This is a genomic window from Aerococcus sp. UMB1112A, assembly GCF_030230715.1.
Lineage (GTDB): Bacteria > Bacillota > Bacilli > Lactobacillales > Aerococcaceae > Aerococcus.
Genome location: NZ_JASPDS010000008.1, coordinates 52301 through 76317, shown reverse-complemented (window position 1 = coordinate 76317; position 24017 = coordinate 52301). Strand labels below are relative to the sequence as shown.

Genomic DNA, 24017 nt, shown 5'->3' with positions numbered 1-24017 from the left:
TTATGAAAATTCAAATCTTATCTTGTATCGGACATCTCATCTTACTCGTTATAGCACTTCTCTTATTTCCAAAAATAAGTATTATTGGGGCTGTGACACTCTTATATTTATTTCCATTAATTATCAATTTAGCATGTTTTCTTATTTGTAAAAAGGATAAGCAATCCAAGTTAAAGGTTTATAGTCTCTCTCTGATATCTTTAATTTACTATATTATTTTATCAGTGATTCTAGCCAATAATGGGACATGGAGTGAATTTGCGGAATTAAACAGTTATAACAATGGCCAGGTAGCCTTGTCCGTTACGAATAGTCCGCTTCAATTAAGTCAAATTATATTTTGTTTTATTCTTTATTTCGGTTTCGGTTTCATACTGACGCTATTCATAAGAAGGGATAACTATGAAAGTAGAAATTAATAACTTGAGCAAGAAGTATCAAGGGAATGACTTTTATTCGCTTAGAGATGTTAATCTTACCATGGATGATGGAGATATTGTTGGTTTGATTGGTAAGAATGGTTCTGGCAAGTCAACTCTTTTGAAAATGTTAGGAAAATTTTTACACCCCACTGAGGGGCGGATATATTTTGATGGGGAAGATATTCAAACTTCTTCGAATATGTTATCTAATTGCGGTCTTCTGATAGAAACTGTTTTCTATTCTCATCTTTCAGTCGAAGAGAATTTGAAATTTATTATAGACCTGCACCATTATGAGGAATATGAGAAGAATGTTCGCCCTCTTCTGGAATTAGTCGACCTATGGGACAGACGAAAGGATAGAGCAGACTCATTTTCTTATGGGATGAAGCAACGACTGGCCTTAGTCATTGCCTTATTGCATGAGCCTGAATTTATTATCTTGGATGAGCCTTTTGTTGGTTTAGACCCAATTGGCGTATCTAAGCTAATCAATACCTTGAAAGAAGCAGCGAATAAGGAACAAACAACGATGATTATTTCGAGCCATCAATTAAATGAGCTTGAAGCGATCTGTAACCGCTATGTCTTTATAGAGAATGGACAGCTGGTTGAAAAAACCAATAATGAAGATCTAGTGCAGATTAAGCTAGTTGATGTTCAGCAGGTAGAAACTTTATTATCTGACTCCCTTAGAGACCAAGTCAAGGTGGACCAGGAGGGGATGGCTCTTGTAATAAAAGAAGCAGCATCCAGAGAAGAGTTAAATCAAATCCTCGAGACTTTGGCCCACCATCAACTGATTGAATCAATTGAGATCGGTGAACATTTAGAGCGTTACTTTAAGGAGGACACACCATGATGAGCTTAACTAAAAGTCAACTAAAATTGATGCTCAAAGAGAAGGAAACTAAATTATTTTTAGCCTTTGGATTGTATCCTTTACTTCTAATTATAGTGAGATTATTTAATACGAATTTTATGCAACTTTCTGCACCAGAAGGAACATTAGATTTTATGACATTTTTTCAAGCTGCTGTTTACGTTCAATATCACACATTGTTGCCTTCTGTAGCCTTAATTTATCTAGTTATCGTTAATATAGGAGATGAAGTCAGAAACAATCGATTATATTTATATAAAGATATTAACCGTACCCGCTTGCTGAGTGCTAAACAGCTTAGTTTGGTAATCATTTATATTAAGTATGTCGCAGTAACCTTCATATCGAGTTTGATCACCTATTATTTCAGCCTCATCAATGAGGATTATGCTTCGGGAGCATTCTTTCCCGCCGACCTATTTACTGAAGACACTTTAAACACCTTAGCAGTCTTTATGATGAGCCTCTTAATCATATGGTTATCTTCCTATCTATCCATTAAGTATAACAATGGTGTGACCCTTACAATTGTTATACTCTTCCAATTGTTTTCTCAGATTGCCTCACGTGTAAATTTCACGCGCTACCTTCTTCCTCCAGGTATAATGGGAAGCTATAATGAAAGCAATGGGCTAGAGGTCTTAGGTATAATGCTAGTTATTTTCCTAGTTTGGATGCTTGTGCTGTCTTATTTATCTTACAAGGCCTATAGCCAGGCAGAGATGTAGCTATGTATAGGACGATTAAAGGAGGTGGAGCGTATGAAATTTTTAAAGAGATTCTACCCAAAAGAAGGAGTCGTTTTGCGATTTTATTTTTAAGTATCCTCACGGCTATCTTTGCGATTGTGATCCCTCAGATCATTAGCATCCTATTCAATCCAGAGATGATAGAATCAGTTATTGGCAATAGGCAACTGATCTTTTCTATTGTAGCTTTATTAGTAGCGATCCAAGCCATCCAGGGATTGTCTAGCTACTTAATTAGTAAGATAGGGATAAAGGCTATGGAAAGCATTCAGAGTAAAATTTACCGAAAAGTGATCAACCTACCTTTCCCGGTTATTTCTGACATGAATTCAGGGGATTTATCGAGTCGGGTCACCAATGACACGGGGGTGGTCACCCAACTGGTAACGGTTATCCTACCTTCTATATTGAGTAATTCGATCATCATTGTGGGTTCGCTCGTCTTTTTAATTTCAATTAGTTTGCCCTTAACGCTATTGGTTGCTTCCTTTATTCCCTTGCTTATGATCTTGCGTTTTCCGATCAATCGAAAAATTGAAGCTTTGAATTATCGCATCAAAACCCAAGTTGGTAAAATTTCTGGCTATATTATTCAAAGAATTCGAAATATTAAAGAAATAAAGACATTGGGAACAGAGGACCAAGAAGTTCGTTATGGGAATTCGTTATTGAATAAATTGTTTGTAAATATGAGGAAAATCATCAAGATAGAAATTCTTATCAATACACTAACTTCAATCTTAATTCTAGTGTATATATGCCTATTGTTTTATCTTACTTATTCAGGCTATTACTATTCCAATATTTCTCTAGATTCTTTGATATTGTATTTTTTATATTTATTTACTGTAATGAGTCATATTATAGAATTGCTAGAGAAACTAAGTAAGTATTCTGAATGTAAGGGAGCTCTCAATAGACTTGAAGAGTTAATGCGAGTAGAAGAGGAGGACAAACGCCTCGATAGGAATCCAATCGATAATTGTTGCCCTCTTAGGTTAGAAAATGTCTCCTTCTCTTATGATGGTAATACGCCAGTTTTAACTAATGTCTCGATGGAATTTCCAGAAAAGACTTTTACAGCAATTATAGGGGATAGTGGTATTGGTAAGTCCACGATATTTAACCTGTTGCTAGGCTTTTATAATACATACGATGGTCGAATATCTTTTTGCGGCAATGAGCTTAGAGACTGCTCATTAGAAGATATTCGAGATAAGATGTTTATTATCAGTCAAGATAAAGAGTGGCTTGAAGCCACTGTAAAGGATAATCTCTTATATGGAATTGACCGTAACATCTCTTTTAAAGAGATAGAAGAAGTCCTTGAAAAAGTAGCTTTAGATGATTTTATCGAAAAGCTTGATGTCTATATGAATGAAACAGGTTCAAATTTCTCAGAGGGTCAAAAACAGAGACTGTCTATAGCCAGATGCTTATTAAGCCATAAGCCCATTATTCTTTTTGATGAGCCGATTTCGCATTTAGACGTACAATCAGGTGAAATTATTATGCAGCTTATAAAAGAATTATCCCAAGAGAAGTGTGTCATTGTAATTTCTCATAATATTAATTCAGTCGCTCAAGCCGATAATATATATGTCATGACGGCTAAGGGACAGGCATTAGATTCTGGTAGGCGTGAAGACTTAATAGGGACAAGTGAGACTTATAAGGATATTTACGGGAAATATAATTTCTTACCTGAAACATAAAACAACCGCCCAACTCGGTCTTAAGCGATCGAAGTTTAGCGGTTGTTTTGCTTTTATTTAACCAGGTCCTTGGCTAGTTCAAAGCAGCCGATGGTGGCAGCGTTATCTTCTAAGCCAGGGGTTTGGATGTAGCTATTGACGTCTGGGGTGTCGATGTAGTCGTTGACTAGTTCCTTGAATTGGCGCTGGATGCGCTCGAGGAGGTGGGCTTGTTTCATGACACCGCCACCCAGGATGATCTTTTCAGGTCTTAAGACCAGGCTGGTGTTGTAGGCGCACTGGGCCAGGTAATAGGCTTCGATTTCCCAGTAGGGGTCCTTTTCAGGGATTTCAGATCCTGGCAAGCCGACCCGGTCTTCGATGGCGGGGCCAGCTGCCATGCCTTCCAGGCAGTAGTGGTGGAAGGGGCAGTTTCCAGCATAGGGGTCATCAGCGTGGGACCGGACCAGCATGTGGCCCATTTCGGGATGGCTGAAGCCCTGGACGAAGTGGCCGTCCTGGATGGCGCCGCCCCCGATGCCGGTGCCGATGGTGTAGTAGACCAGGCTTTGGCTAGCTTGGCCCGCGCCAGCCTTGTATTCCCCGTAGGCTGCGGCATTGACGTCCGTGGTCCAAGCGATGGGGAGTTTGAAGTCTTGCTGGATGCGGCCAACGAAGTCATAGTTCTGCCAGGCTAGCTTGGGGGTAGAGGTAATGTAGCCGTAAGTGGGCGATTCGGGATGGATATCGATGGGTCCGAACGACCCGATCCCGATGGCTTGGAGGTCCTGGCTATATTTTTGGAAGAAGTCAGAGACCTGGGCCAGGGTTTCTTCTGGTTCAGTGGTAGGGAAGCTCACCTGGTCGAGGATCTGGCCCTGGTCATCGCCGACTGAGCAGACGAACTTAGTCCCGCCGGCTTCGATTGCTGCATAAGTCATGTCATCGCACCTTTCTCTTCTGGATTAACTTTATTCTAACATCTTTCAACTCAAAAGGGGCCAGCCAAGGGCCCCTATGAATTAATTTACTTGGACAATATTTAATATAGCTGACTACTTAGTCAAAAACGGAACGAACGCTCAAAAATTAAGGAGCTAGCTATTCATGAATACTAAGCACATCTTGGTCGAGGCTAAGTTTGCCTTCGTTTACCACTTGGATGTCTTGGTAGTCCGCGGTATTGGTGATAATTTCCATCACGGTGGGGTCGTAACCGGCTGCCTTGATGGCTTCGATATCGAAGTGGCCGAGTTCTTGCCCCTTGCTTACCTGGTCGCCTTGTTCGACTAGGCTTTCGAAGCCTTGGCCTTCTAGGTTGACGGTGTCGATACCGATATGGATGAGAATTTCAACGCCTTCCTGGGTCTTGATGCCGTAAGCGTGCTGGCTGTCATAGGCGACGGTAATTTCACCATCTGCGGGGGCGTAGACGGTCCCCTTATCAGCATCGATAGCCAAGCCGTCACCCATCATTTTCTGTGAGAAGACGGGGTCGTTGACGTTCTCCAGGGCAATGAACTGGCCGCTAGCTGCTGGGCCGATACTGAGGATAGAGGACCCCTCGTTTGAAGAGTCTTCTTCTTGGCTTTGACTCTCTGCTTCACTTGCTACAGCGGCTTCTTCTTGGGCGGATGTTGCCCCGACCGCTGCGGTTTCAGCTGCGGGTTGGGCTAGTTTTTTCCGGCCGTAGAGATAGGTGAAGGTGAAGGAGAGGACTAGGCTCAGGACCATGCCGATGAGGAAGGGACCCCAGGAGTCGGAACGGATGGAGATGAAACCGATCAAGCCGGCTGATCCCATAGCGCTCGCCAGGACATGAAAGAAGCCGATGAAGGCGCTGGCGATCCCTGAAGCGATCATGGCGCAGAAGAAGGGGAAGCGGAGCTTGAGGTTGACCCCGAAGATAGCGGGTTCTGTGATGCCCAACATGGCAGAAACACTGGAAGCGGAGGCCAAGTTTTTCACCTTGTCGTCCTTGGTCATCAACATGACCGCAAAGCAGGCACCACCTTGAGCCAGGTTAGCCATACAAGCGACAGGGAAGATGAAGGATCCTCCTGTCTGGGCAATGTTGGCGATGAGGGTGGTTTCGATAGCGGGGAAGCTCTGGTGGAGTCCAGTAATGACGATTGGGGAGTAGAAGGTCCCGAAGATCCCTAAGCCGATTGCCCCTGTGGTTTGGTAGAGCCAGACTAGGCCATTGGTTAGGCCGTCCGAAACGGTCCGCATGATGGGGCCGACCAGGACGAAGGTGAGGAAGCCCGTGATGATGAGGGTGAGCATAGGGGTGAAGGTGAAATCAAAGGCCGCTGGAATCTTCTTATGGAAGAATTTTTCCAGTTGGGCGAGGATCCAGGCCACGGCTAGGACGGGAATAACGGATCCCTGGTAGCCGGCTTGGGCCACATTCAGGCCGAAGATATTCCAGAAGGGCATCTTGCCTGCTGCGGCTACATTGGCGACGTCATAGCCATTGACCAATTGGGGCATGACCATGGCCATCCCCATAGCAGCTCCCAGGTAGCCATTGCCGCCGAAACGTTTGGTGGCGGAGAAGCCGATTAGGACGGGCAGGAAGGCGAAGGGGGCAGAGGCAATGAGGTTGACCATGTCCACCAAGTCGGCCAGGGCGGGGTAAGTCTCGATAACAGACTTGGCCCCGAAGAGGCCTTCTGCCGTGAGCACATTGTTGAGAGCCATGAGCAGGGCGCCCCCAACCAGGGCAGGGAGAACTGGGACGAAGATATCCGACAGCACCTTGACGAAGTCCATCAGCGGATTAGACTTACCCTTGTCTTGGGCAACCGCCTTGAGTTCTTCGGTCGAGGTTTCCTTAGCATTGGTTAATTGGGCGAGTTCAGCGTAGACCTTGTCAACATCCCCCGCTCCGATAATAATCTGATACTGACCATTTACCGAGAAGGTTCCCTTGACTCCGGGATTATTATCCAGGGCCTCCTGGTCGATTTTATCTTCGTCTTTGAGCACCAAGCGTAGACGGGTCGCACAGTGGGCGGCGGCCTGGATATTATCCGTGCCCAGCGCTTTCACAACATCTTCAGCAACTTTTCTATGGTCCATAAGTAATCTCCTTCCTTGAAAACGTTTTACTTGCCTTATATGATACGCGGAATTCACAAAATGTCAAACGTTTATCATAAAAAAATCAAATTATTTTAAATGGGGAAAAGAACAGCTGTAAATAATCAATTAGAGCCTGTTAAACGATTGACATAGTAAGCGATTTCAGCTATGCTTATTTAAAAAAGAAAGCGAGTGATAGGAATGGAATGGATCAGAGATTGGACACGGGAATTACGCTATACCCCTTATGCGGACTGGCCTGAGGGTTACCAAGACTCCTTGCGCAAGTCCCAAGCGGCTTCGGATTGGCGGGCGGTCTATCATATCCAACCAGCCGGGGGACTCTTGAATGACCCCAATGGTTTTTCGTATTTTAATGGGCAATGGCAGCTTTTCTACCAATATTACCCCTATGGCCCGGTCCATGGCCTGAAGTCCTGGTACCATATGACGTCTGATAACTTGGTCGATTGGCAAGACCAGGGCCTAGCCCTCCAACCGGATACACCATACGATTCCCACGGGGTCTATTCGGGTTCGGCCATTCCGGTTGGAGACAAACTCTTCTTAATGTATACCGGCAATGTTCGAAATGCTGATGGGGGCCGAGAGACCTATCAGATGGGGGCTTGGCTAGACCAAGAGGGAAATATTGAAAAAATTGACCAGGTCTTGATCCACCAACCCCAGGGCTACACGGCTGACTTCCGCGATCCGCAAATCTTCCGCCACGACGGCCAGTACTGGATCTGCATCGGGGCCCAGACAGTCAACAAGGAAGGCCGGGTCCTCATGTACAAGAGCGATGACCTCCTCAACTGGGAGATGGCTGGGGAATTGGACCTGGGCCAAGCTGACCTGGGCTATATGGTGGAGTGCCCCAACCTAGTCTTTATCGACGACCAGCCTGTTCTTATCTTCTGCCCTCAAGGCCTGGACCAGGAAACGGTGGCTTACGCCAACATTTATCCCAATATGTATATCGTGGGGCATGCTTTCGACTGGGAGAACTTAGCTTTTGTCGATCCGAGTCCCATGCACTTAGTTGACCAGGGCTTTGACCTCTATGCGACCCAGGCCATCCAAGCTCCAGACGGGCGTGTCCTCGCTGTGTCTTGGTTGGGCCTTCCGGATATGGCAGCAGTGACGGCCGAGGAAGGCTGGGCCCATTCGCTGAGCCTGGTGAAGGAATTGACACTAGAAGAAGGGCAGCTCTACCAGCGACCTGTTGACGAGCTGCATGTCTTGCGCCAAGACTCGCGCGACTTTAGCTTGGACATAACGGAAGACCGCCAGCCTTTGCCGTCTCTATGCGCGGGCCAGGAAGAAATCCAAATCCACCTAGAGCCAGGCAGCCGAGGACGTTTAGAGCTCTTTGCTGCAGCTGACGTTGGGGGCGCGGTCGTCTTAGATTTTGATTTAGAGGCTGGCCAGTTGACCCTGGAACAAACGGCAGCGGGCTTACGGGCGCCGTCTGCTTATGGCTATCAGCGAACTCTTGACTTGCCAGCTGGCCAGGCCCTGGATCTGACCCTCTACCTTGACCATTCTTTGTTGGAGATTTTTGTCAATGGCGGGGCAGAAACGCTGACAAGTCCAGTCTATCCACGGTCTAAGGAGGCAGGCCAGACCTATATCCAAGGAAGTGGCCAGGCTTCGGGTCAAGTCTGGGCCTTGCGTGCTATGAAAAGCTAGTTTTTCGATTAAATATAAATAGAAAGAAGTGACAAGATGGCGGTGAAATTAACAGACGTTGCTGAGCGGGCGGGAGTGTCTGCCACCACAGTTTCTCGGGTGATCAACAACTATGGCTATCTGAGCCAGAAGACCATCGACAAGGTCCACCAAGCCATGGCCGACTTGAACTACCAGCCCAACCAGCTGGCCCGGTCTCTCCAGGGCAAGGGGACCCATCTTATTGGGGTGATTATGCCCAGCGTGGCCCACCCCTTCTACGGCGAGCTCGTTGACCAAATTGAAAAGCTCCTGTCTGAGCGCGACTACCGGATGATTCTCTGCGACAGTGCCGACGCCCCTGATAAGGAGAAGGCCTACCTGCGCATGTTGGTCGCCAATCAGGTGGATGGCATTATTGCGGGCGCCCATAACCTGGGTATTGAGGAGTACCAGACCATCCAGGCGCCGGTCGTCTCCTTCGACCGTTACTTGTCTGATCGCATTCCTATTGTAGGAAGCGACAACTACCAGGGGGGCGAATTGGCAAGCCGTTTCTTAGTGGACAAGGGCTGCCAAAAGATTGCCTGCCTGACTGGGTCCCTGGCTTCGGATTCACCGACTAATGACCGGCTGGCCGCCTATGAAGCCGTGATGGCAGAAGCGGGCCTAGTCAAGCAGGTCTATTCCTTCTTGCCCAGCCAGTCGCCCCTGGTCAAGCGGTCTGAAATCAAGCGCCTGCTCCAGCAAGAGACTTGGGATGGCGTCTTTTGCACCGATGACCTGACCGCGCTTTTGGTCTACCAGGAAGCCCAAGCTCTTGGGATGCGCTTGCCTGCTGATTTGAAGCTGATCGGCTATGACGGCAGTCAATTGATGCAGGATTATTTCCCCTACCTGACCACCATCGTCCAACCCATCGCCGCCTGTGCGGAACAATTGGTTCACCTGGTCTTGGACCAGATTGACCAGGGGACAAAGATGAATGCTCCAGCCCCAAATTACAAGTATCCCGTTTCAGTTTGGACTGGGTCAACAGTCTAGCTGGCTATTAGAGATCTAAATTATAAGAAGAGAGTGTGACAAAAGTCGTTCAGGCCTGAACCACTGGAGCGAACTATGTCCAATCGTTTGCAAACGATTGGACACAGTTCGTGAAGTGGATGTCAGGTCTGACTTTTGGAGCAGATTTTTGAAAAAAGGTTCGTTTTTTAAAAAGAGTTTGGAACTTTTGTCCCAGCCTTTTTTCTCTTCTTTATTGGATATCGGTCTGGTGGGGCTTTCGAATGGCGTCTCCGTTAGCAAGTAGCTAGTAGCTGTCTGTGTTCAGGATCTATGAGCGCAAATAGCTGACACGAATTTGTGTTCAGGGTCTATGAGCGCAAATAGTTAGTACCTATTTGCCTTTAGGAGCCCCGAGTGCTAGTTAGGATCAATCAGCAATTCAAAGCTCCCCACCCTCTTGCTCACACCCTGTCTAGTCAGGTTCGCAATTCCAGACTTGAAGTGACTTCACCCAAGCCTAAGCGCCAAGTCTCACACCCTGTAGTCGGGTTCGCAAGAGCAGCTTTGGAGCGCTTTCGCAAGTTGGAAAGGTGCAAGCGGGGCTTGCCCTTATTCCAACTTACTCCAAGCATCCAAAGCTAAGCGCTCTTGCTCACACCCTCTATACATTTACCTAATCCTTACCGAATGTTTACAGAGTATTTACATGCTTCTGTTATAGTTAGTCTTAGTTAGGCTTTTAGTGATAATAAAAGACCGATTAATTTGAAGGAGGAATCAGACCAGGTGAATTGGGATAGTAAGTTCAAGAAAGTTGGTCTCTTGCTGACGTCTGTGTTTGTGTTAGGAGCGTGTGCTGAATCTGGGAATATTGCAGAGGAAGCGCCAGCTAAGGATGCGATTGAGGAGAGTGTGGCTTCTAGTGAGTCCGCTTCGTCAGACCAAGCTTCTGAAAGTTCTGCGGCGTCTTCAGAGTCTAAGGAAGGGGAAGAGTCTGAGGAAGTTGATCCTGTCTATGGGGAAGAGAACGGCTTGGATTTAATTGAGCTCCAGGATGAGAAGCCAGAAGTGGCCCCTGTTCCTGTCAATAATGAACCCAACCAGATTGCAACCAACCTTTTAGAAGAAACTAATGATGCGATGGGCTTCAACTGGTATACAACAGACCAGATGCCAGATGCTAAGGTCAAGGTATCTAAGTCAGAGGATATGTCCAATCCGCTTGAATTCGTTGCAGAAGCGACTGAAGTAACTTCTGAATATGCGGAGCGCGACAAGGATGGCTACTATATCTATGCAGCAGCCACTAAGGATGAAGACGGTAACTTCATTGTCGACGAGAACGGTAAACCGGAAGAAGTTGAAGGTTACTTCACCGACGAACAAATTACGACCGATAATACCGAATGGACTTCTGAAGGGAGCTCCTTAGGCTACTTGGAACTCCAAGATGTGACCGAATACTCCTACAAGGCTGAAGCGGATGACCTCGAGCCAGATACCCAATATTACTACCAAGTGGGTTCTGACGAGGGCGGCTATTCTAAGGTTGGTTCCTTTAGAACTTCCGGCGAAAAGGGCGAACCTTTCCAATTCATCCACTATACGGATACCCAGAATGCTTACTGGAATGCCAATGTCAATAATGAGGCGGCTTACGGGGCAGACACCCTTGCCCATGCCCTAGAAGTCGCACCTGATGCTGACTTCGCCCTCCACACTGGGGACTTCGTTGAAGTGGCAGAAGTTGAAGACGAATGGGTAGATAACTTGGATATGTCCCAAGACCAAAACCTTCACTTACCCCATGCCTACACCCCAGGTAACCACGATGAATACACCGTTCTAGGGGATGAAAAGGACTTAACCGCCTTCAACGAGCATACCAATGTGCCGATTACCAATGACGCCATGACTGGGGGCTCCTACTATTCCTACGACTACAATGGTGCTCACTTTGTGGTCTTAAATACCAACGACAATAAGGAATCGGAAGATAATCCCGAACAAGGCGCCATCGGTAAGGAACAGATGGAATGGGCCAAGAAAGACATCCAAGCAGCCCGTGACGCAGGGGCTAACTGGATCATCCTAGCTTACCATAAACCCATTTACTCAGCTTCCTACCACGCCCTCCAAGATGAGGACGTTCAAGTGACCCGGGAAGAATTCGCTAAATTAGCAGACGAACTCGATGTCGATGTGGTTCTCCAAGGTCACGACCACAACTTAACCCGGACCAAGTCTCTGGTTTACACTTCCGATAACTTCTCTTACGGTGAAGTCGAAGACACCGAAAAGACAGAAAAAGACGGCGTGGAATACCATGTGAATCCAGAAGGGGTCACCTACATCATCCCGAACACTTCTGGGACCAAGGCCTATGATGCCATCTACATGAAGGGAGCTGACCATGTCCATAAGGTCCGTCCTAAGTTAGATTGGATGACCGAAGAAGATGTTGAGCTCTGGAACGGCCTCTTCGATGTGGCGAAACAACCGGATGACTCCCCTAAATTTGACCATAAACACGAAAACTACCGTCAATCTCAAAACCAAAACTTCGCGGTTTACACCGTCACCGAAGATGAATTCTTGATCGAATTCTACCAAATGGACGGTAACCTCCACGAAGGGGAAGAACGGACGGTTGAACTGGTTGACTCTTACGGGATTAAGAAAGACAAATAGTGTATAAGTGATTAATTTTTAATAAGTTAGCGCTTTCAGTGCTTTGTTGACTTGACGACATTTATCCGGAGGGGGTTCTTTGTGAACCTCCCTTTTTTATGTGAAATAATCCGTCAAAATTGCGTTAAACCCGCCTTTTTGTTATGATAATTTTATCACATGAGGGCGAAAGGGGGTTAAGAAAAGTTTGAAGCAGAGATTCCTGGTTTAAGGCTTTAATTAAGATGTTAAGATCAATTATAGACGTGGGAGGCTTTGTCCTCGCTCTTATCTTTGCTGGCCCCCTTTTGGATAGTACTATGTGTTAGAGAAATGGAGGAAAATAATGAAGAAATTAGTGAAATGGCTAGTGAGCTTGGCTGCTTTGCTTCTTGTACTGACAGGCTGCGGCAACCAAGAGTCTAGTCAAGGAGAGGCAGATAATGCCAGCAGCGAGGCTGAGACGAGCCAGGCTGCAGATGGACAGACCACTCTGAAGATGCTCGTTCCAGGTTATGATTCTGGCTATCTTAAGGATGAGTTGGATTCAGCCATTGCTAAGTACGAAGAACAAAATCCTGAGATTAAGATTCAAGTGGTACCAGCTGGCTGGGATGAATTGAACTCAAAAATTGTTCAACTTTACCAAGCTGGAGATTCGCCTGATATCTTAATGATGGGTTCACGTTCTATCCGTCAATTCGTGGAAGAAGGCGTCTTAGAAGACCTGACCCCTTATATGACCGATGAATTCAAAGAAACGCGGATTGAGAATGTGATGGACACTGCCAAAGTAGATGGTAAACAATACGGGATTCCACTGGCTTTGAGCTCGCGTGCCCTCTTTTATCGCTCAGATCTGATCGACAAGGCCCCAGAAAACTGGGATGAACTCTTGGCAACAGCTAAACAAGTTCACGATGAGCATGACATGTACGGCTTTGCGATTCCAACAGATGTTACCCACGGGACCGATGAAATCCTAAACTTCATCTACCAAGGTGGCGGCCGGATTATTGACGATAAAGGCCAATTCGTAATTAACAGCGAAGAAAACGTTAAAACTGGTGACTACCTCAAACAATTCGCAGATGTGATTCCTGATGCTGTAAGTACAGGTCGGAATGACCAAGTTGAAATGTTCAAGAACGGTGACCTGGCTATGTTTATCTCTGGTGGCTGGGAGAAAGAAGAAATGGATAAGGGACAAGACAAGACCCCTTATGCGGTTGCTGAAATTCCAGAAGGACCAGAACGGGCTGTAACCTTGGTAACCGACTCTTATGCCATGTCTTCAATTTCTGAACATAAAGATGAAGCTTACAAGTTTATTGAATTCTTAGGTCATGAAGACCAACAACGTCCTATCAGTGAAGCCTACAACTGGTTGCCTGTGCTTAAGCAAGAATTGGACGATGAACGCTTCAAGACCGACTTCATGCAACCCTTCCTTAGCATCTTAGATGCAGGTGTTCCTGAACCTCAAGTTTCTAACTGGGATACCTTCAATAAGGCCTTCACCATTGCCTTCCAAGAAATTTTAACCGGTCAAAAGACCCCTCAAGAAGCTTTAGACCAGGCACAAGAGGAGGCTAGCAAGTAATGAGACAAGCGCGGATGACGCCTTACTTGCTGATTCTGCCTTGTGCTTTACTTTTAGTATTGCTATACGGTTATCCGATTGCCTTAACCGTATGGCAATCTTTTAATGAGGTTAATGTCTTCACCAATGTATCCGAATTTGTCGGCCTCGGGAACTTTAAGGAAGTGATGACGGACGCTAATTTTAGCGATACAATGGCGATTACCTTTAAGTACACGGTAGTGACTGTCTTGTTGAAGATGGTTTTTGGCTTTGGTGTCGGTTATCTCCTGCATTCGGAGATTTACTTCAAGAAAATATTTACCTTCTTAGTATTGATTCCTTGGGCTATCCCCCAAGTCGCTGCTGGGACCATCTGGCAGTGGTTGCTAGACCATCAATATGGTTATATCAACTATTATTTGATGGAGTGGCAGGTTCTATCCGAGCCGATTCCCTTCCTGTCCCGTCCGACAACGGCATTCTACAGTGCCAGCGTCGTAGATACTTGGATGGGCATCCCCATGTTGGCGATGATTTTTCTAGCTGCACTTGAAGCAGTGCCCCGTAATCTCTATGAAGCGGCTGCTATGGATGGTGCAGGCAAGATCCGACAATTCTTTGATGTGACTTTGCCAGGGATCCGGGGGGTCTTTTTGACAACCTTGGTTTTAGTAACGATTTGGACCTTCAACTCCTTCAATGTCATCTATGTGCTGACCCAGGGTGGCCCGATGCGGTCGACAGAGACCTTAATCATTCGGATCTACCAAGAGGCCTTCAGTCGTTTCGACTTGGGAGCCAGTTCAGCCTTAACTGTGATTGCAGTGATTATTTTAACGATTCTAACCGCACTGTATGTGATGGGAGGGCGATCACGTGACTAAAGGAAAGCTTTTTCGGACGCTTTTAATTTTATTCTTTGTCTGCCTGTCACTTTTCCCTGTATTGGTTTTACTTAACACCTCTTTACAGACTTATGAGCAAATTATTGCCTGGCCACCTTCTTGGTTTGAAAACTTGCAATTTGGCAATTATGCCCAGGTCCTTGGTGGCGAGAAGTCGATTATACCGGCCTTTATCAATAGTTTGATTGTGGCTTCCTGCACCATGGTCGTGTGTTTACTGGTGGGAATTTTAGCAGCCTATGCCCTGACCCGCTACCGTTTCGTGGGGAAGACAGGTTTTCTTTTAATGGTGGTTGCAACGCAGATGTTTTCTTCCGTTATCTTGGTCAATGCCATGTATGTGATTTTCAGACGCTTGGGACTTTTGGATAGTCTCTTTGCCTTGGTGGTGGCCAATACGGCGACGGCTCTGCCCCTCACTGTTTTCCTTTTGTATTCATATTTTTCTCAGCTAGCGATTACCTATGAAGAAGCGGCTTGGATGGACGGCAGTAGTCGTTGGCAGGCGATTTGGAATATTCTCTTGCCCATGTGCCTGCCGGGGATTGTAACGGCAGCTCTCTTTGCCTTTATCACCGCCTGGGGAGACCTGGTCTATGCTAAGACAATGGTCATTGCCCCTGAATTGCGGACCCTGCCCCTGGCTTTGACTGACTTCCGTGATCTTTACAAGACAACCTGGGAGACTCAGATGGCGGCCTCTGTCGTCACGACCCTACCACCTTTCTTGATCTTCCTAGTGATCCAGAAACACTTGGTGCGGGGGATGAGTCAACAGGGATTGAAGAGTTAAAGGAGACCAAAGATGAGTGAAATTGAATTAAGAAATATCAGTAAATCCTACGATGGGAAGACTTATTCCGTTAAAAATTTAAAGCTCAAGATTGAAGAAGGGGAGTTCATTGTCCTGGTGGGGCCTTCCGGTTGCGGGAAGTCGACCACCCTGCGGATGATTGCGGGGCTCGAAGCCATTACTTCAGGAGAGCTCCTGATCGCCGGCGAAAAGGTCAACGATAAGGCGCCTAAGGATCGGAACTTGGCCATGGTTTTCCAGGATTATGCCCTCTACCCCCACATGACGGTCTATAAGAATATGGCCTATCCCCTTAAGATGGAGAAGCTGCCTAAAGATGAGATTGACCAAAAGATCCAAGAGGCCGCCCGCTTACTGGGGATTGAAGCCTATCTTGATCGCCGCCCTAAGGAATTGTCCGGGGGTCAAAAGCAGCGTGTCGCTTTAGGACGAGCCATTGTGAGACAGCCCCAAGCCTTCTTGATGGATGAGCCCTTGTCCAACTTGGATGCTAAGTTAAGATCCCAGATGCGCTATGAGATCTCCAAGCTCCACCGTCGCCTACAAACTACCATGGTCTATGTGACCCACGACCAGACAGAGGCGATGACCATGGGGGACCGGATTGTGGTCATGGACCAAGGTGAAGTCCAACAGATCGCTTCACCGACAGAAATTTATGAAGACCCAGCCAACCGCTTTGTGGCAGAATTCTTGGGAACCCCAAAGATGAACTTTATCCCGGCCCAGGAATTAGCCCAGAGCTTGGTCGATATTCCTGCGCCTTTAGTTAATCAGACAGGTATTGATTTTGGTATTCGACCTGAAAACCTGAGTTTAAAAGATGGCAGTCGTTACCGGGTGTCTCTGATTGAAAACCTCGGTGGTAGCCTCTATGTCTACCTGGATCATCAGCAATTCCCCGACCAGCATTTAATTATTGAAATTCCAGCTAAGGAAGCTGTGGAAGAGGGGAAAACTTATGACCTTGCTGTTGATGATTGGCAGAAGGTGAGGGCCTTTAGCCAGGAGACGACTTTGGCTGTTGAAATCTAAAAATGAAAAAGGACGCTCCAGCTTATTGGTCGTCCTTTTTCATTGTTTTTGCTGACTCGGATAGGGTATGCTAGTAATAATCAAGTTTTGAAATGAAGGAGAGATGGTTATGTCCCTAGATCTGACGGAAAAGTTGATTGATTTTATTGAGAAGTCTCCGACGGCTTTTCATGCGGTGGCGGAGATCCGGCGCCGGCTTTTGGACCAAGGTTTCCAGGAGCTGACGGAGGCAGAAGATTGGCACTTGGCACCTGGTCAGACTTACTTTACGACCCGCAACCAGTCTAGTCTGATTGCCTTTAAAGTGGCTGAAGATACCCAGAACTATGCCTTTAACCTGGTGGCTTCGCACTCGGATTCGCCCCACTACCGCTTGAAGGAGCGGGCAGAGTTGAAGGATGATAAGTATTTGCGCTTAAATACGGAGCCTTATGGAGGGATGATCGCCCAGTCCTGGCTTGACCGTCCCCTGTCTTTGGCGGGCCGTGTCTTGGTCGAGGAAGAGGGAGGGATCAGCAGCCGGCTCTTGGTCTTTGACCGCGACCTGGTCCTTATTCCGAACTTGGCTATCCACATGAATCGGAAGATGAACCAGGGAGTGGCCTTGAATCCGCAAGTGGATATGATCCCCCTCCTCGCTGGTAAGAAGGCGCAAAAGGGGGACCTCAAAGCTCTGGTGGCTGAGGAATTGGACCTGCCAGCTGATGCCATCCTGGATATGGAGTTGAGTCTCTACCACCGGATGCCTGGGCGGATTTGGGGTGCCCACAAGGAATTCTTCTCGGCTCCCCAATTGGATAACTTGGCTTCTGCCTTTACCACTTTGGCTGGTTTTCTCGAGGCGGAAGCTCACCATCCCCAAACAACCAGTGTCTACGCCTGCTTTGATAATGAAGAGGTGGGGAGCGGGACCAAGCAAGGGGCCTTGTCGACCTTCCTTAAAGATATCCTGCGCCGGATCCACTTTAGTCTAGGAGGCGATGAGGCTTCTTACTACCAACGCTTGGCTTCGAGCTTCCTCATCAGCGCGGACAATGCTCATGCCATCCATCCTAACCACCCTGAAGTGATGGATGAAAGCAATTATCCGGAGTTGAATGCTGGAGTAGTGGTGAAGACCCATGCTGGTCAGAAATATACCTCGGATGGGGTCAGCCGGGCCTTTATCAAAGTCATTGCTAAAGAGGCCGGGGTCCCCCTTCAATTCTTTGCTAACCGTTCGGATCAGGCTGGCGGATCTACTTTAGGTAACCTGGCCATGCAGCAGGTTTCGGTGAATGCGGTGGATATTGGCCTGGCCCAGCTTGCCATGCATTCGAGCTATGAAAGCGCGGGGGTCGATGATCCAGCCTATATGCGGGATCTCATCGCCGCCTTCTACCACTACCGCCTCCGCCAAGATGGTCAATCTGGCTTTAAACTTGACCGCAAGTAGACTTAGCCAATCCGACCAGCTAAGACTTCTTGGATCATCCAAGCCACGCCGTCCTCTTGGTTGCTAGGGGCTAGGGCATTGGCCTGGGCTTGGACAGCGGGCTCAGCATTGCCTATGGCATAGCTATGTCCCGTGACGGCGAACATAGACAAGTCATTGTAGGAGTCACCGATGCTCAGGACCTCATCTTTTTGGTAACCGGCTTCCTCTAGGTACTTGGTCAAAGCCTGTCCCTTGCTCGCCTTGGCCTGGGTGATTTCGACATTGTGGCGGCCTGAAGATGACAGGGTGAGGAGCTTGTCCCCAGCAAAATGCTCGCGGAAGCTTTGGCGGAGGTCTTCCTGGTCTGTGAAGAAGATTAGCTTGAGGAAGTCCTGCTGGGGCAGATCCTTAAGTCTGCCTATGTCTTGGATGAAGGCCTTGGCTTGGTCAAGTTCAATAGAAGGTGTTGGGATACCTGCTTGTTGGTGGCTGGCAGTTTGATCTTTGAGAAAGCGGATGATGCCTGCTTGATAGCGGTCGGGATCTGTGGTGTAATAGCAATCCTGGCTGACGAGGGAATAGCGAACGCCTGCTTGGTTGAGGAAGTCGCACATAGCGACAACCTGGTCCAGGGGCAGGGGCAATTGGCTTAAGGCTTGGCCTTGGGCGGAGGAGACCAGGGCCCCGTTGAGGTTAATCATAGGGAGCTGGAGCCCCTGCATGCCGATAATATTCTGGGCCGCCGCATAGCCTCGCCCTGTCACCGGCAAGAATTCGATCCCCTCTGCGATGGCTTGGTGGATGGCCCGGTGGGTTTGGGGGCTCATAATGCCTTGGTCTGTGAGCAGGGTGCCGTCAATATCAGAAGCAATCAGTTTTATCATCGAATCCTATCCTTTCTGAAGACTGTGTGATAAAGGGATATTTTTATTAAGTATCTAGTCTTCTTTTCCAGTTCTATCTTAAGATAAACTGTCTAACTTGTCAGCAAAAACTACTGGATCCGAGAAAGTTTTGAACTTTCTTTCTCAGAATTTTAGGCCTAAACTAGGGGAGACTTGAACGAGGTCTAGGGGGCAAGTGCATACAAGGATAATGCTAGCTTTTCTCAGTACAAATGATATTCATCAGCTTCCTTAGCCCCTCTTAGATTTTCTTTTAAAGTTAAGTGTCAGTCTAATGGGGGACTGGCAGCTAGTAAGGAAGGCTATGGCCTGCCTTATGCGAAAAAGTCGAGCGCCTAGTCGACTTTTTTTGTTTTTGATGGGAGATAAGGGCCTTTATTTTAACTTTTGTCGGGGGCTTGTTATAATGAAGTTATAAGTAAGCGCTATAGTATTTGTTAGAATAGGAGAGATCATGATGAAAATGACAAAGTTTGCTAGCAAGTTACTCTTGGCTTCCAGTGTGTTCCTCTTGGCCGCTTGTAGCCAGGACAGTGCACAGAATAATGAAGCGGGAAGCGTTAGCCAGGCCGATACGACTAGTCAAGCAGGGGAGGCAGCAGCCGATAGCCAAGCCGATGCAGCCAAAAGCCAAGACGGCAAAGATGATGCTTCATCAGCGAGCTCCAAAGATGCTGAGGATGGGGCGAGCGACCAGTCCAGCGAGTCTTCTGACCAAGAATCTGCAGACGGCACAGATGTAACTGTCCAAGGCTCTGCCCAGGGGGATGATTATCCTTATGGCGTCTCTGCTGAAAATGTCGGCGCTATAAGTTTTGTGATTCCCCATACCGTAGCCAATGCGCCACAGAATATTAACTTGGATAACAATGAAGGCTATGTGAATATTCCAGGCCAAGGAAATTTTGCCATACAGATCAAGCAGGTTCCAACCAAGACCATCCAAGTCTTCTCTGCCCAATTGCCTGGTCAAATCCGCGACATCAAGGTAAATACGGTTGTTGAAGTGGATAATGACCAAGCGGACTTCCCTAAAGAATGGTATCTCTATTATAATGAACAAGGTGGTATTTCCTTAGCAGCCCCTAACTTTGCTGGGAACACGACTGCTGACCAAGCCGATACCATGCAAGAATATTTGAATTAGGAGATGTTGAATGACTTTTGAAGCAATTTTACCCCAATTAAAAGACGGCGCCCGCATTATCCGTGAGGGCTGGTCGGGGGCCGAAGAGTATGTGTGTTATGTTGCCGGTCAGGAATATGAGGGCCGTCCAGTGACCCCTTATTTCTTGATTGCGGTGGCGGGAGAGGGCTTTAGTGTCTTTCAACCGACTGTTTGCGATCTTTTAGCTGAAGACTGGCGTTTGGTTGACTAAGATGAAATCTTTTCAAACCTTTAGCCAAAGAAAGTCACTCAGACAGCCGCTTAAGGTTCTGGTAACGGGGGCTGCTTCTGGAATTGGCCAGGCCCAAGCCCAGGCCTTTCTTGAATCTGGCCACCAGGTCCTAGCTGTCGACCGAGCACCGATGGATTGGGCAGAAGGGCAAGACCAAGTGAGAACCTGCCAGCTGGACTTAAGCCAGGCTGCGGCCCAGACAGTTATCGCTGAACTTTTGGCGGACTGGGAGGCTCTGGATGTCCTCTGCAATACGGCGGGTATCTTAGACGACTACCTGCCCCTAGCTGAAAGCAGTCATGAGCTCTGGCAGGAAGTCTTTCGAACCAATGTGGACAGCCTCTTCTATGTGACCCAAGCAGCCCTACCTTACCTGTTAACGGCACCCAGTTCACGGGTGATTAACATGGCTTCTATTGCAGGACTGACTGCGGGGGGTGGAGGGATTGCTTATACGGCAGCCAAACACGCTATTGTTGGTTTTACCAAGCAACTTGCCTATGATTACGGGGCTGGTGGTCTTCGCGCTAATGCTATTGCACCAGGTGCGGTGGCCACACCGATGAACGCCAAGGACTTCCAAGATGACGCTGAGCTGGCCCAGTGGGTAGCAGACCAAACGCCCGTCAAGCGTTGGGCCGATCCAGAAGAAATTGCCTCCTTGACCCTGTTCTTAGCCAGTGATGGGGCCGACTATATCCAAGGCGCCGTGATCCCCGTTGACGGGGGCTGGCTCATCCGCTAAGCTAAATCATAAGAAATCGAGCGTAAAGGGTTGACAAGTGTAGACCAACCCTTTACACTTTAGTTGTAAAGTTTACAAATGTAGACTATAAAAAGAAAGGAGCAGGATTAGATGACAAAAGCAAGCTATCCCATTATTGGCATGTCCTGCGCTTCCTGTGCCCAAACGATTGAACGCGCGGTCAGCGGGATGGATGCCGTTGATGAAGCTAATGTCAACCTAGCAACAGAAAAATTAACCGTAAGTTATGATGATAAACGCTTAAGTCCCAAAGATATTGCAGCGGAGGTTGCCGATGCTGGTTATCAATTAGAATTGGCAGAAGAGAAGGAGACCTTTGCTATTACGGGCATGTCCTGCGCCTCTTGTGCCCAAACAATTGAAAAAGCTGTATCTGATTTGGACGGCGTAGAAACAGCAAATGTTAATTTAGCAACAGAAGAGATGCAGGTAGCTTATGATAGTGATCATCTGACCTCCCATGATATTGTTCAAGCCGTCGAAGCTGCGGGCTATCAGGCTCAGACCAAGTCAACGGTTAAGCGAGAAGATAAGCAAGAACGTAAAGATGCACAGATTAAGCATCTATGGCGCCGTTTTGTTGGGTCAGCCATCTTTGCGGTCCCTCTACTTTACTTAGCGATGGGGGACATGGTTGGATTACCAGTACCTAGTGCCCTTGATCCCATGGCCCATCCTTTGGCCTTTGCCTTGACACAGTTAGTCTTGGTTCTTCCAGTAATTGTCTTAAATCATGAATTCTTTACGACAGGTTTTAAGGCACTCTTTAAAGGCCATCCTAATATGGACTCCTTGGTTGCCTTAGGGACAAGTGCAGCAGTCCTTTATAGCTTGTTCTCGACGTGGAAGATTAGCCAAGGCGATGCTTCTTACGCTATGCGTCTCTACTATGAATCAGCAGGGGTTATCCTTACTTTAATCACCCTTGGTCGTTATTTCGAGAATGTGTCTAAAGGAAAAACTTCTGAAGCTATCCAGAAATTAATGGACCTAGCACCAGATACGGCCCGTCTGGTTCGTGAGGATGGTCAAGTCGTTGAAGTAGGCGTAGATGAATTACAACCAGGTGATATTTTACAAGTACGTCCTGGTGAAAAAATTCCAGTCGATGGTGAAATCATTAAAGGGCAATCAGCCGTTGATGAATCGATGATTACAGGGGAAAGTATGCCTGTAGATAAAAAAGTTGGCGACTCAGTCGTTGGAGCCTCTATTAATAGTAATGGGAGCTTCCAAATGAAAGCTAGCAAGGTCGGCGAAGACACCGGTCTAGCGCAAATTGTTCGCTTAGTGGAAGAAGCCCAAGGTTCTAAAGCACCAATCGCACGTATGGCAGATAAGGTATCGGGTGTTTTTGTACCAATCGTTATTGTCCTAGCCATCCTCTCTGCTCTGGCTTGGTGGTTAATTGGTGGCGAATCTTGGAACTTCGCGATTACTATTCTTGTTTCCGTACTGATTATTGCTTGTCCTTGTGCTCTCGGCTTAGCGACTCCAACTGCTATTATGGTGGGGACTGGTAAGGGGGCAGAGAATGGCGTCCTCTTTAAGAGCGGGGATGCCCTCGAAACCGCTCAAGAAGTCACAACTATTGTCTTTGATAAGACAGGGACCATCACAGAAGGTAAGCCGGTTTTAACCGACTTAGAAACATATAGCGATTTGAGCCAAGAGGAAGTTCTCAGATTAAGTGCGTCTGCTGAGCAAGGGTCAGAACACCCACTCGCTCAAGCGATTATTGAAGGCGCCCAAGAGGTTAATCTTGTTTTAGAAGATACCGAAAACTTTGAAGCCCTAAGTGGACGTGGTATCCACGTTCGTTTGGCTGAGCATGATATTTTCCTTGGTAATGCTAAATTAATGGCAGATCAAGGCATTGCTATTGGCGAAGCCCAAGCACAAATGGACCGTTTAGCAGCCGAAGGGAAAACACCGATGCTACTAGGTCGTGACCAAAAATTATTAGGCTTAGTTGCAGTGGCAGATACTGTGAAGTCAGATAGTCAAGCAGCTATCGATGCTCTTCATGAGATGGGGTTGAAGGTAGTCATGCTGACCGGAGACAACCGTCGAACCGCAGAGGCGATTGGCCGTCAGGTCGGTATCGACCAAGTCATTTCTGAGGTCTTACCGGAAGATAAGACACGTGAAGTAGCTAAGCTACAAGGCCAGGACCATAAAGTTGCCATGGTCGGGGATGGTATTAACGATGCCCCTGCTCTAGCTCAAGCTGATGTTGGTATCGCCATTGGTTCTGGTACAGATGTTGCTATTGAATCAGCGGATATTGTGCTGATGCGTTCTAGCTTGCTAGATGTTCCGACAAGTATTGAACTCAGCCGGGCTACCATTAAGAATATCAAGGAAAATCTTTTCTGGGCCTTTGCTTATAATGTGCTGGGGATTCCAGTTGCTATGGGCCTCCTCCACATCTTCGGGGGACCACTCCTCAATCCAATGATTGCAGGGGCAGCAATGAGTTTCAGTTCCATCTCTGTTTTACTGAATGCCCTTCGTTTGAAAAGATTTAAACCATCGAATCAGGAGGTGAAAGCATGATTCAGACTTATCAAGTATCCGGCCTTAAATGCCAAGGCTGCAAAGAAAATGTTGAAGAAGCTTTAAGTCAAGTCTTCGGCGTAGAAAGTGCCGAAGTCGACCTCGACCAAAAACAAGTCACAGTAAGTGATGACTACGAAGTCGAAGACTTAAAACAAGCTCTAGCTGGGACTAATTACCAGTTGGAAGACTAGTGCTATTAAAAGAATAAGCGCCAGACACTATTGTAGCTCCCAAAGCTTGGATCCTTCAGCTAAGCTTTTAGGAGTAAGGCAGTCGTGTTGGCGCTTTTTTATTTGACTTGCTTGGGTGTCTTGGTCCAATCATCCAAGCCTCACACCCTGATAGTTGGGTTTGGTCGCGCAGAAGTGGCTCCTCTTCACAAAGCACCGTCGAAGTCTTTTAGTCTTCTCGGTTGCTTTTCTCCAGAGGTCTACTCCTACTCGC

20 protein-coding genes are annotated in these 24017 nt (G+C 47.2%); 17 read left to right on the top strand and 3 right to left on the bottom strand.

Going from position 1 to position 24017, the window contains the following annotated elements:
* Positions 1-2: 2 nt before the first annotated feature.
* From QP860_RS10550 to QP860_RS06100, 4 genes are read left to right on the top strand one after another with little or no spacing between them, the layout of a single operon-like run.
* The gene (locus tag QP860_RS10550; protein ID WP_350338478.1) at positions 3-419 is read left to right on the top strand and encodes an Msa family membrane protein; all 417 of its coding nucleotides are present in this window, start codon (positions 3-5) and stop codon (positions 417-419) included.
* Positions 403-1284 (top strand): ABC transporter ATP-binding protein, encoded by an 882-nt coding sequence (locus tag QP860_RS06110; protein WP_284912382.1) that lies wholly within the window; start codon positions 403-405, stop codon positions 1282-1284. Before QP860_RS10550 ends, QP860_RS06110 begins: the two co-directional genes overlap by 17 nt.
* Positions 1281-2033, top strand: coding sequence for a hypothetical protein (locus QP860_RS06105; RefSeq protein WP_284912381.1), 753 nt, complete (start codon positions 1281-1283; stop codon positions 2031-2033). The genes QP860_RS06110 and QP860_RS06105 overlap by 4 nt, the downstream gene beginning before the upstream one ends.
* Positions 2034-2035: 2 nt before the next feature.
* A complete protein-coding gene (locus QP860_RS06100) occupies positions 2036-3769 on the top strand; it encodes an ABC transporter ATP-binding protein (protein ID WP_284912380.1) in 1734 nt (577 codons plus the stop codon).
* 53 nt (positions 3770-3822) lie between these two features.
* Here QP860_RS06100 and QP860_RS06095 read toward each other — a convergent pair whose 3' ends face one another.
* On the bottom strand, positions 3823-4689 hold the full coding sequence (locus QP860_RS06095) for an ROK family protein (RefSeq protein WP_284912379.1): 867 nt from the start codon (positions 4687-4689) through the stop codon (positions 3823-3825).
* Between the two features lie 160 nt (positions 4690-4849).
* The gene (locus QP860_RS06090; protein WP_284912378.1) at positions 4850-6832 is read right to left on the bottom strand and encodes a sucrose-specific PTS transporter subunit IIBC; all 1983 of its coding nucleotides are present in this window, start codon (positions 6830-6832) and stop codon (positions 4850-4852) included.
* Positions 6833-7036: 204 nt separating this feature from the next.
* Between QP860_RS06090 and QP860_RS06085 the strand changes: the two genes are divergently transcribed.
* The 8 genes from QP860_RS06085 (at position 7037) to QP860_RS06050 (ending at position 17958) form a co-directional block, all read left to right on the top strand.
* Entirely contained in the window at positions 7037-8530 is a 1494-nt protein-coding gene (locus QP860_RS06085; RefSeq protein WP_284912377.1) for a sucrose-6-phosphate hydrolase, read from the top strand.
* 36 nt (positions 8531-8566) lie between these two features.
* Complete coding sequence (locus tag QP860_RS06080; protein WP_070618322.1) at positions 8567-9553, top strand: LacI family DNA-binding transcriptional regulator; 987 nt, start codon at positions 8567-8569, stop codon at positions 9551-9553.
* Positions 9554-10300: 747 nt separating this feature from the next.
* On the top strand, positions 10301-12205 hold the full coding sequence (locus QP860_RS06075) for a purple acid phosphatase family protein (protein ID WP_284912376.1): 1905 nt from the start codon (positions 10301-10303) through the stop codon (positions 12203-12205).
* Between the two features lie 325 nt (positions 12206-12530).
* Positions 12531-13787, top strand: a complete 1257-nt coding sequence (locus QP860_RS06070; RefSeq protein ID WP_070618319.1) for an ABC transporter substrate-binding protein — start codon at positions 12531-12533, stop codon at positions 13785-13787.
* On the top strand, positions 13787-14653 hold the full coding sequence (locus QP860_RS06065) for a carbohydrate ABC transporter permease (protein WP_284912375.1): 867 nt from the start codon (positions 13787-13789) through the stop codon (positions 14651-14653). The genes QP860_RS06070 and QP860_RS06065 overlap by 1 nt, the downstream gene beginning before the upstream one ends.
* Positions 14646-15467 carry a carbohydrate ABC transporter permease gene (locus QP860_RS06060; RefSeq protein WP_284912374.1) on the top strand — a complete coding sequence of 274 codons (822 nt, stop codon included), beginning with the start codon at positions 14646-14648 and terminating at the stop codon, positions 15465-15467. Before QP860_RS06065 ends, QP860_RS06060 begins: the two co-directional genes overlap by 8 nt.
* A gap of 12 nt (positions 15468-15479) precedes the next feature.
* Entirely contained in the window at positions 15480-16523 is a 1044-nt protein-coding gene (locus tag QP860_RS06055) for an ABC transporter ATP-binding protein (RefSeq protein ID WP_284912373.1), read from the top strand.
* A 109-nt stretch (positions 16524-16632) separates the two neighbouring features.
* Positions 16633-17958 carry a M18 family aminopeptidase gene (locus tag QP860_RS06050; RefSeq protein ID WP_284912372.1) on the top strand — a complete coding sequence of 442 codons (1326 nt, stop codon included), beginning with the start codon at positions 16633-16635 and terminating at the stop codon, positions 17956-17958.
* A gap of 2 nt (positions 17959-17960) precedes the next feature.
* Here QP860_RS06050 and QP860_RS06045 read toward each other — a convergent pair whose 3' ends face one another.
* The gene (locus QP860_RS06045; RefSeq protein WP_284912371.1) at positions 17961-18824 is read right to left on the bottom strand and encodes a Cof-type HAD-IIB family hydrolase; all 864 of its coding nucleotides are present in this window, start codon (positions 18822-18824) and stop codon (positions 17961-17963) included.
* A 478-nt stretch (positions 18825-19302) separates the two neighbouring features.
* Here QP860_RS06045 and QP860_RS06040 point away from each other — a divergent pair, with 478 nt between their 5' ends.
* From QP860_RS06040 to QP860_RS06020, 5 genes are all read left to right on the top strand, one after another.
* Entirely contained in the window at positions 19303-19992 is a 690-nt protein-coding gene (locus QP860_RS06040) for a hypothetical protein (RefSeq protein ID WP_284912370.1), read from the top strand.
* Between the two features lie 10 nt (positions 19993-20002).
* Entirely contained in the window at positions 20003-20224 is a 222-nt protein-coding gene (locus QP860_RS06035) for a DUF2829 domain-containing protein (RefSeq protein WP_284911217.1), read from the top strand.
* Between the two features lies 1 nt (position 20225).
* Entirely contained in the window at positions 20226-20990 is a 765-nt protein-coding gene (locus tag QP860_RS06030; protein ID WP_284912369.1) for a 3-oxoacyl-ACP reductase, read from the top strand.
* Positions 20991-21101: 111 nt separating this feature from the next.
* Entirely contained in the window at positions 21102-23570 is a 2469-nt protein-coding gene (locus QP860_RS06025) for a heavy metal translocating P-type ATPase (RefSeq protein ID WP_284912368.1), read from the top strand.
* Positions 23567-23764: a heavy-metal-associated domain-containing protein gene (locus tag QP860_RS06020; protein ID WP_284912367.1), complete on the top strand. Its 198-nt coding sequence runs from the start codon at positions 23567-23569 to the stop codon at positions 23762-23764. Before QP860_RS06025 ends, QP860_RS06020 begins: the two co-directional genes overlap by 4 nt.
* Positions 23765-24017 lie beyond the last annotated feature (253 nt).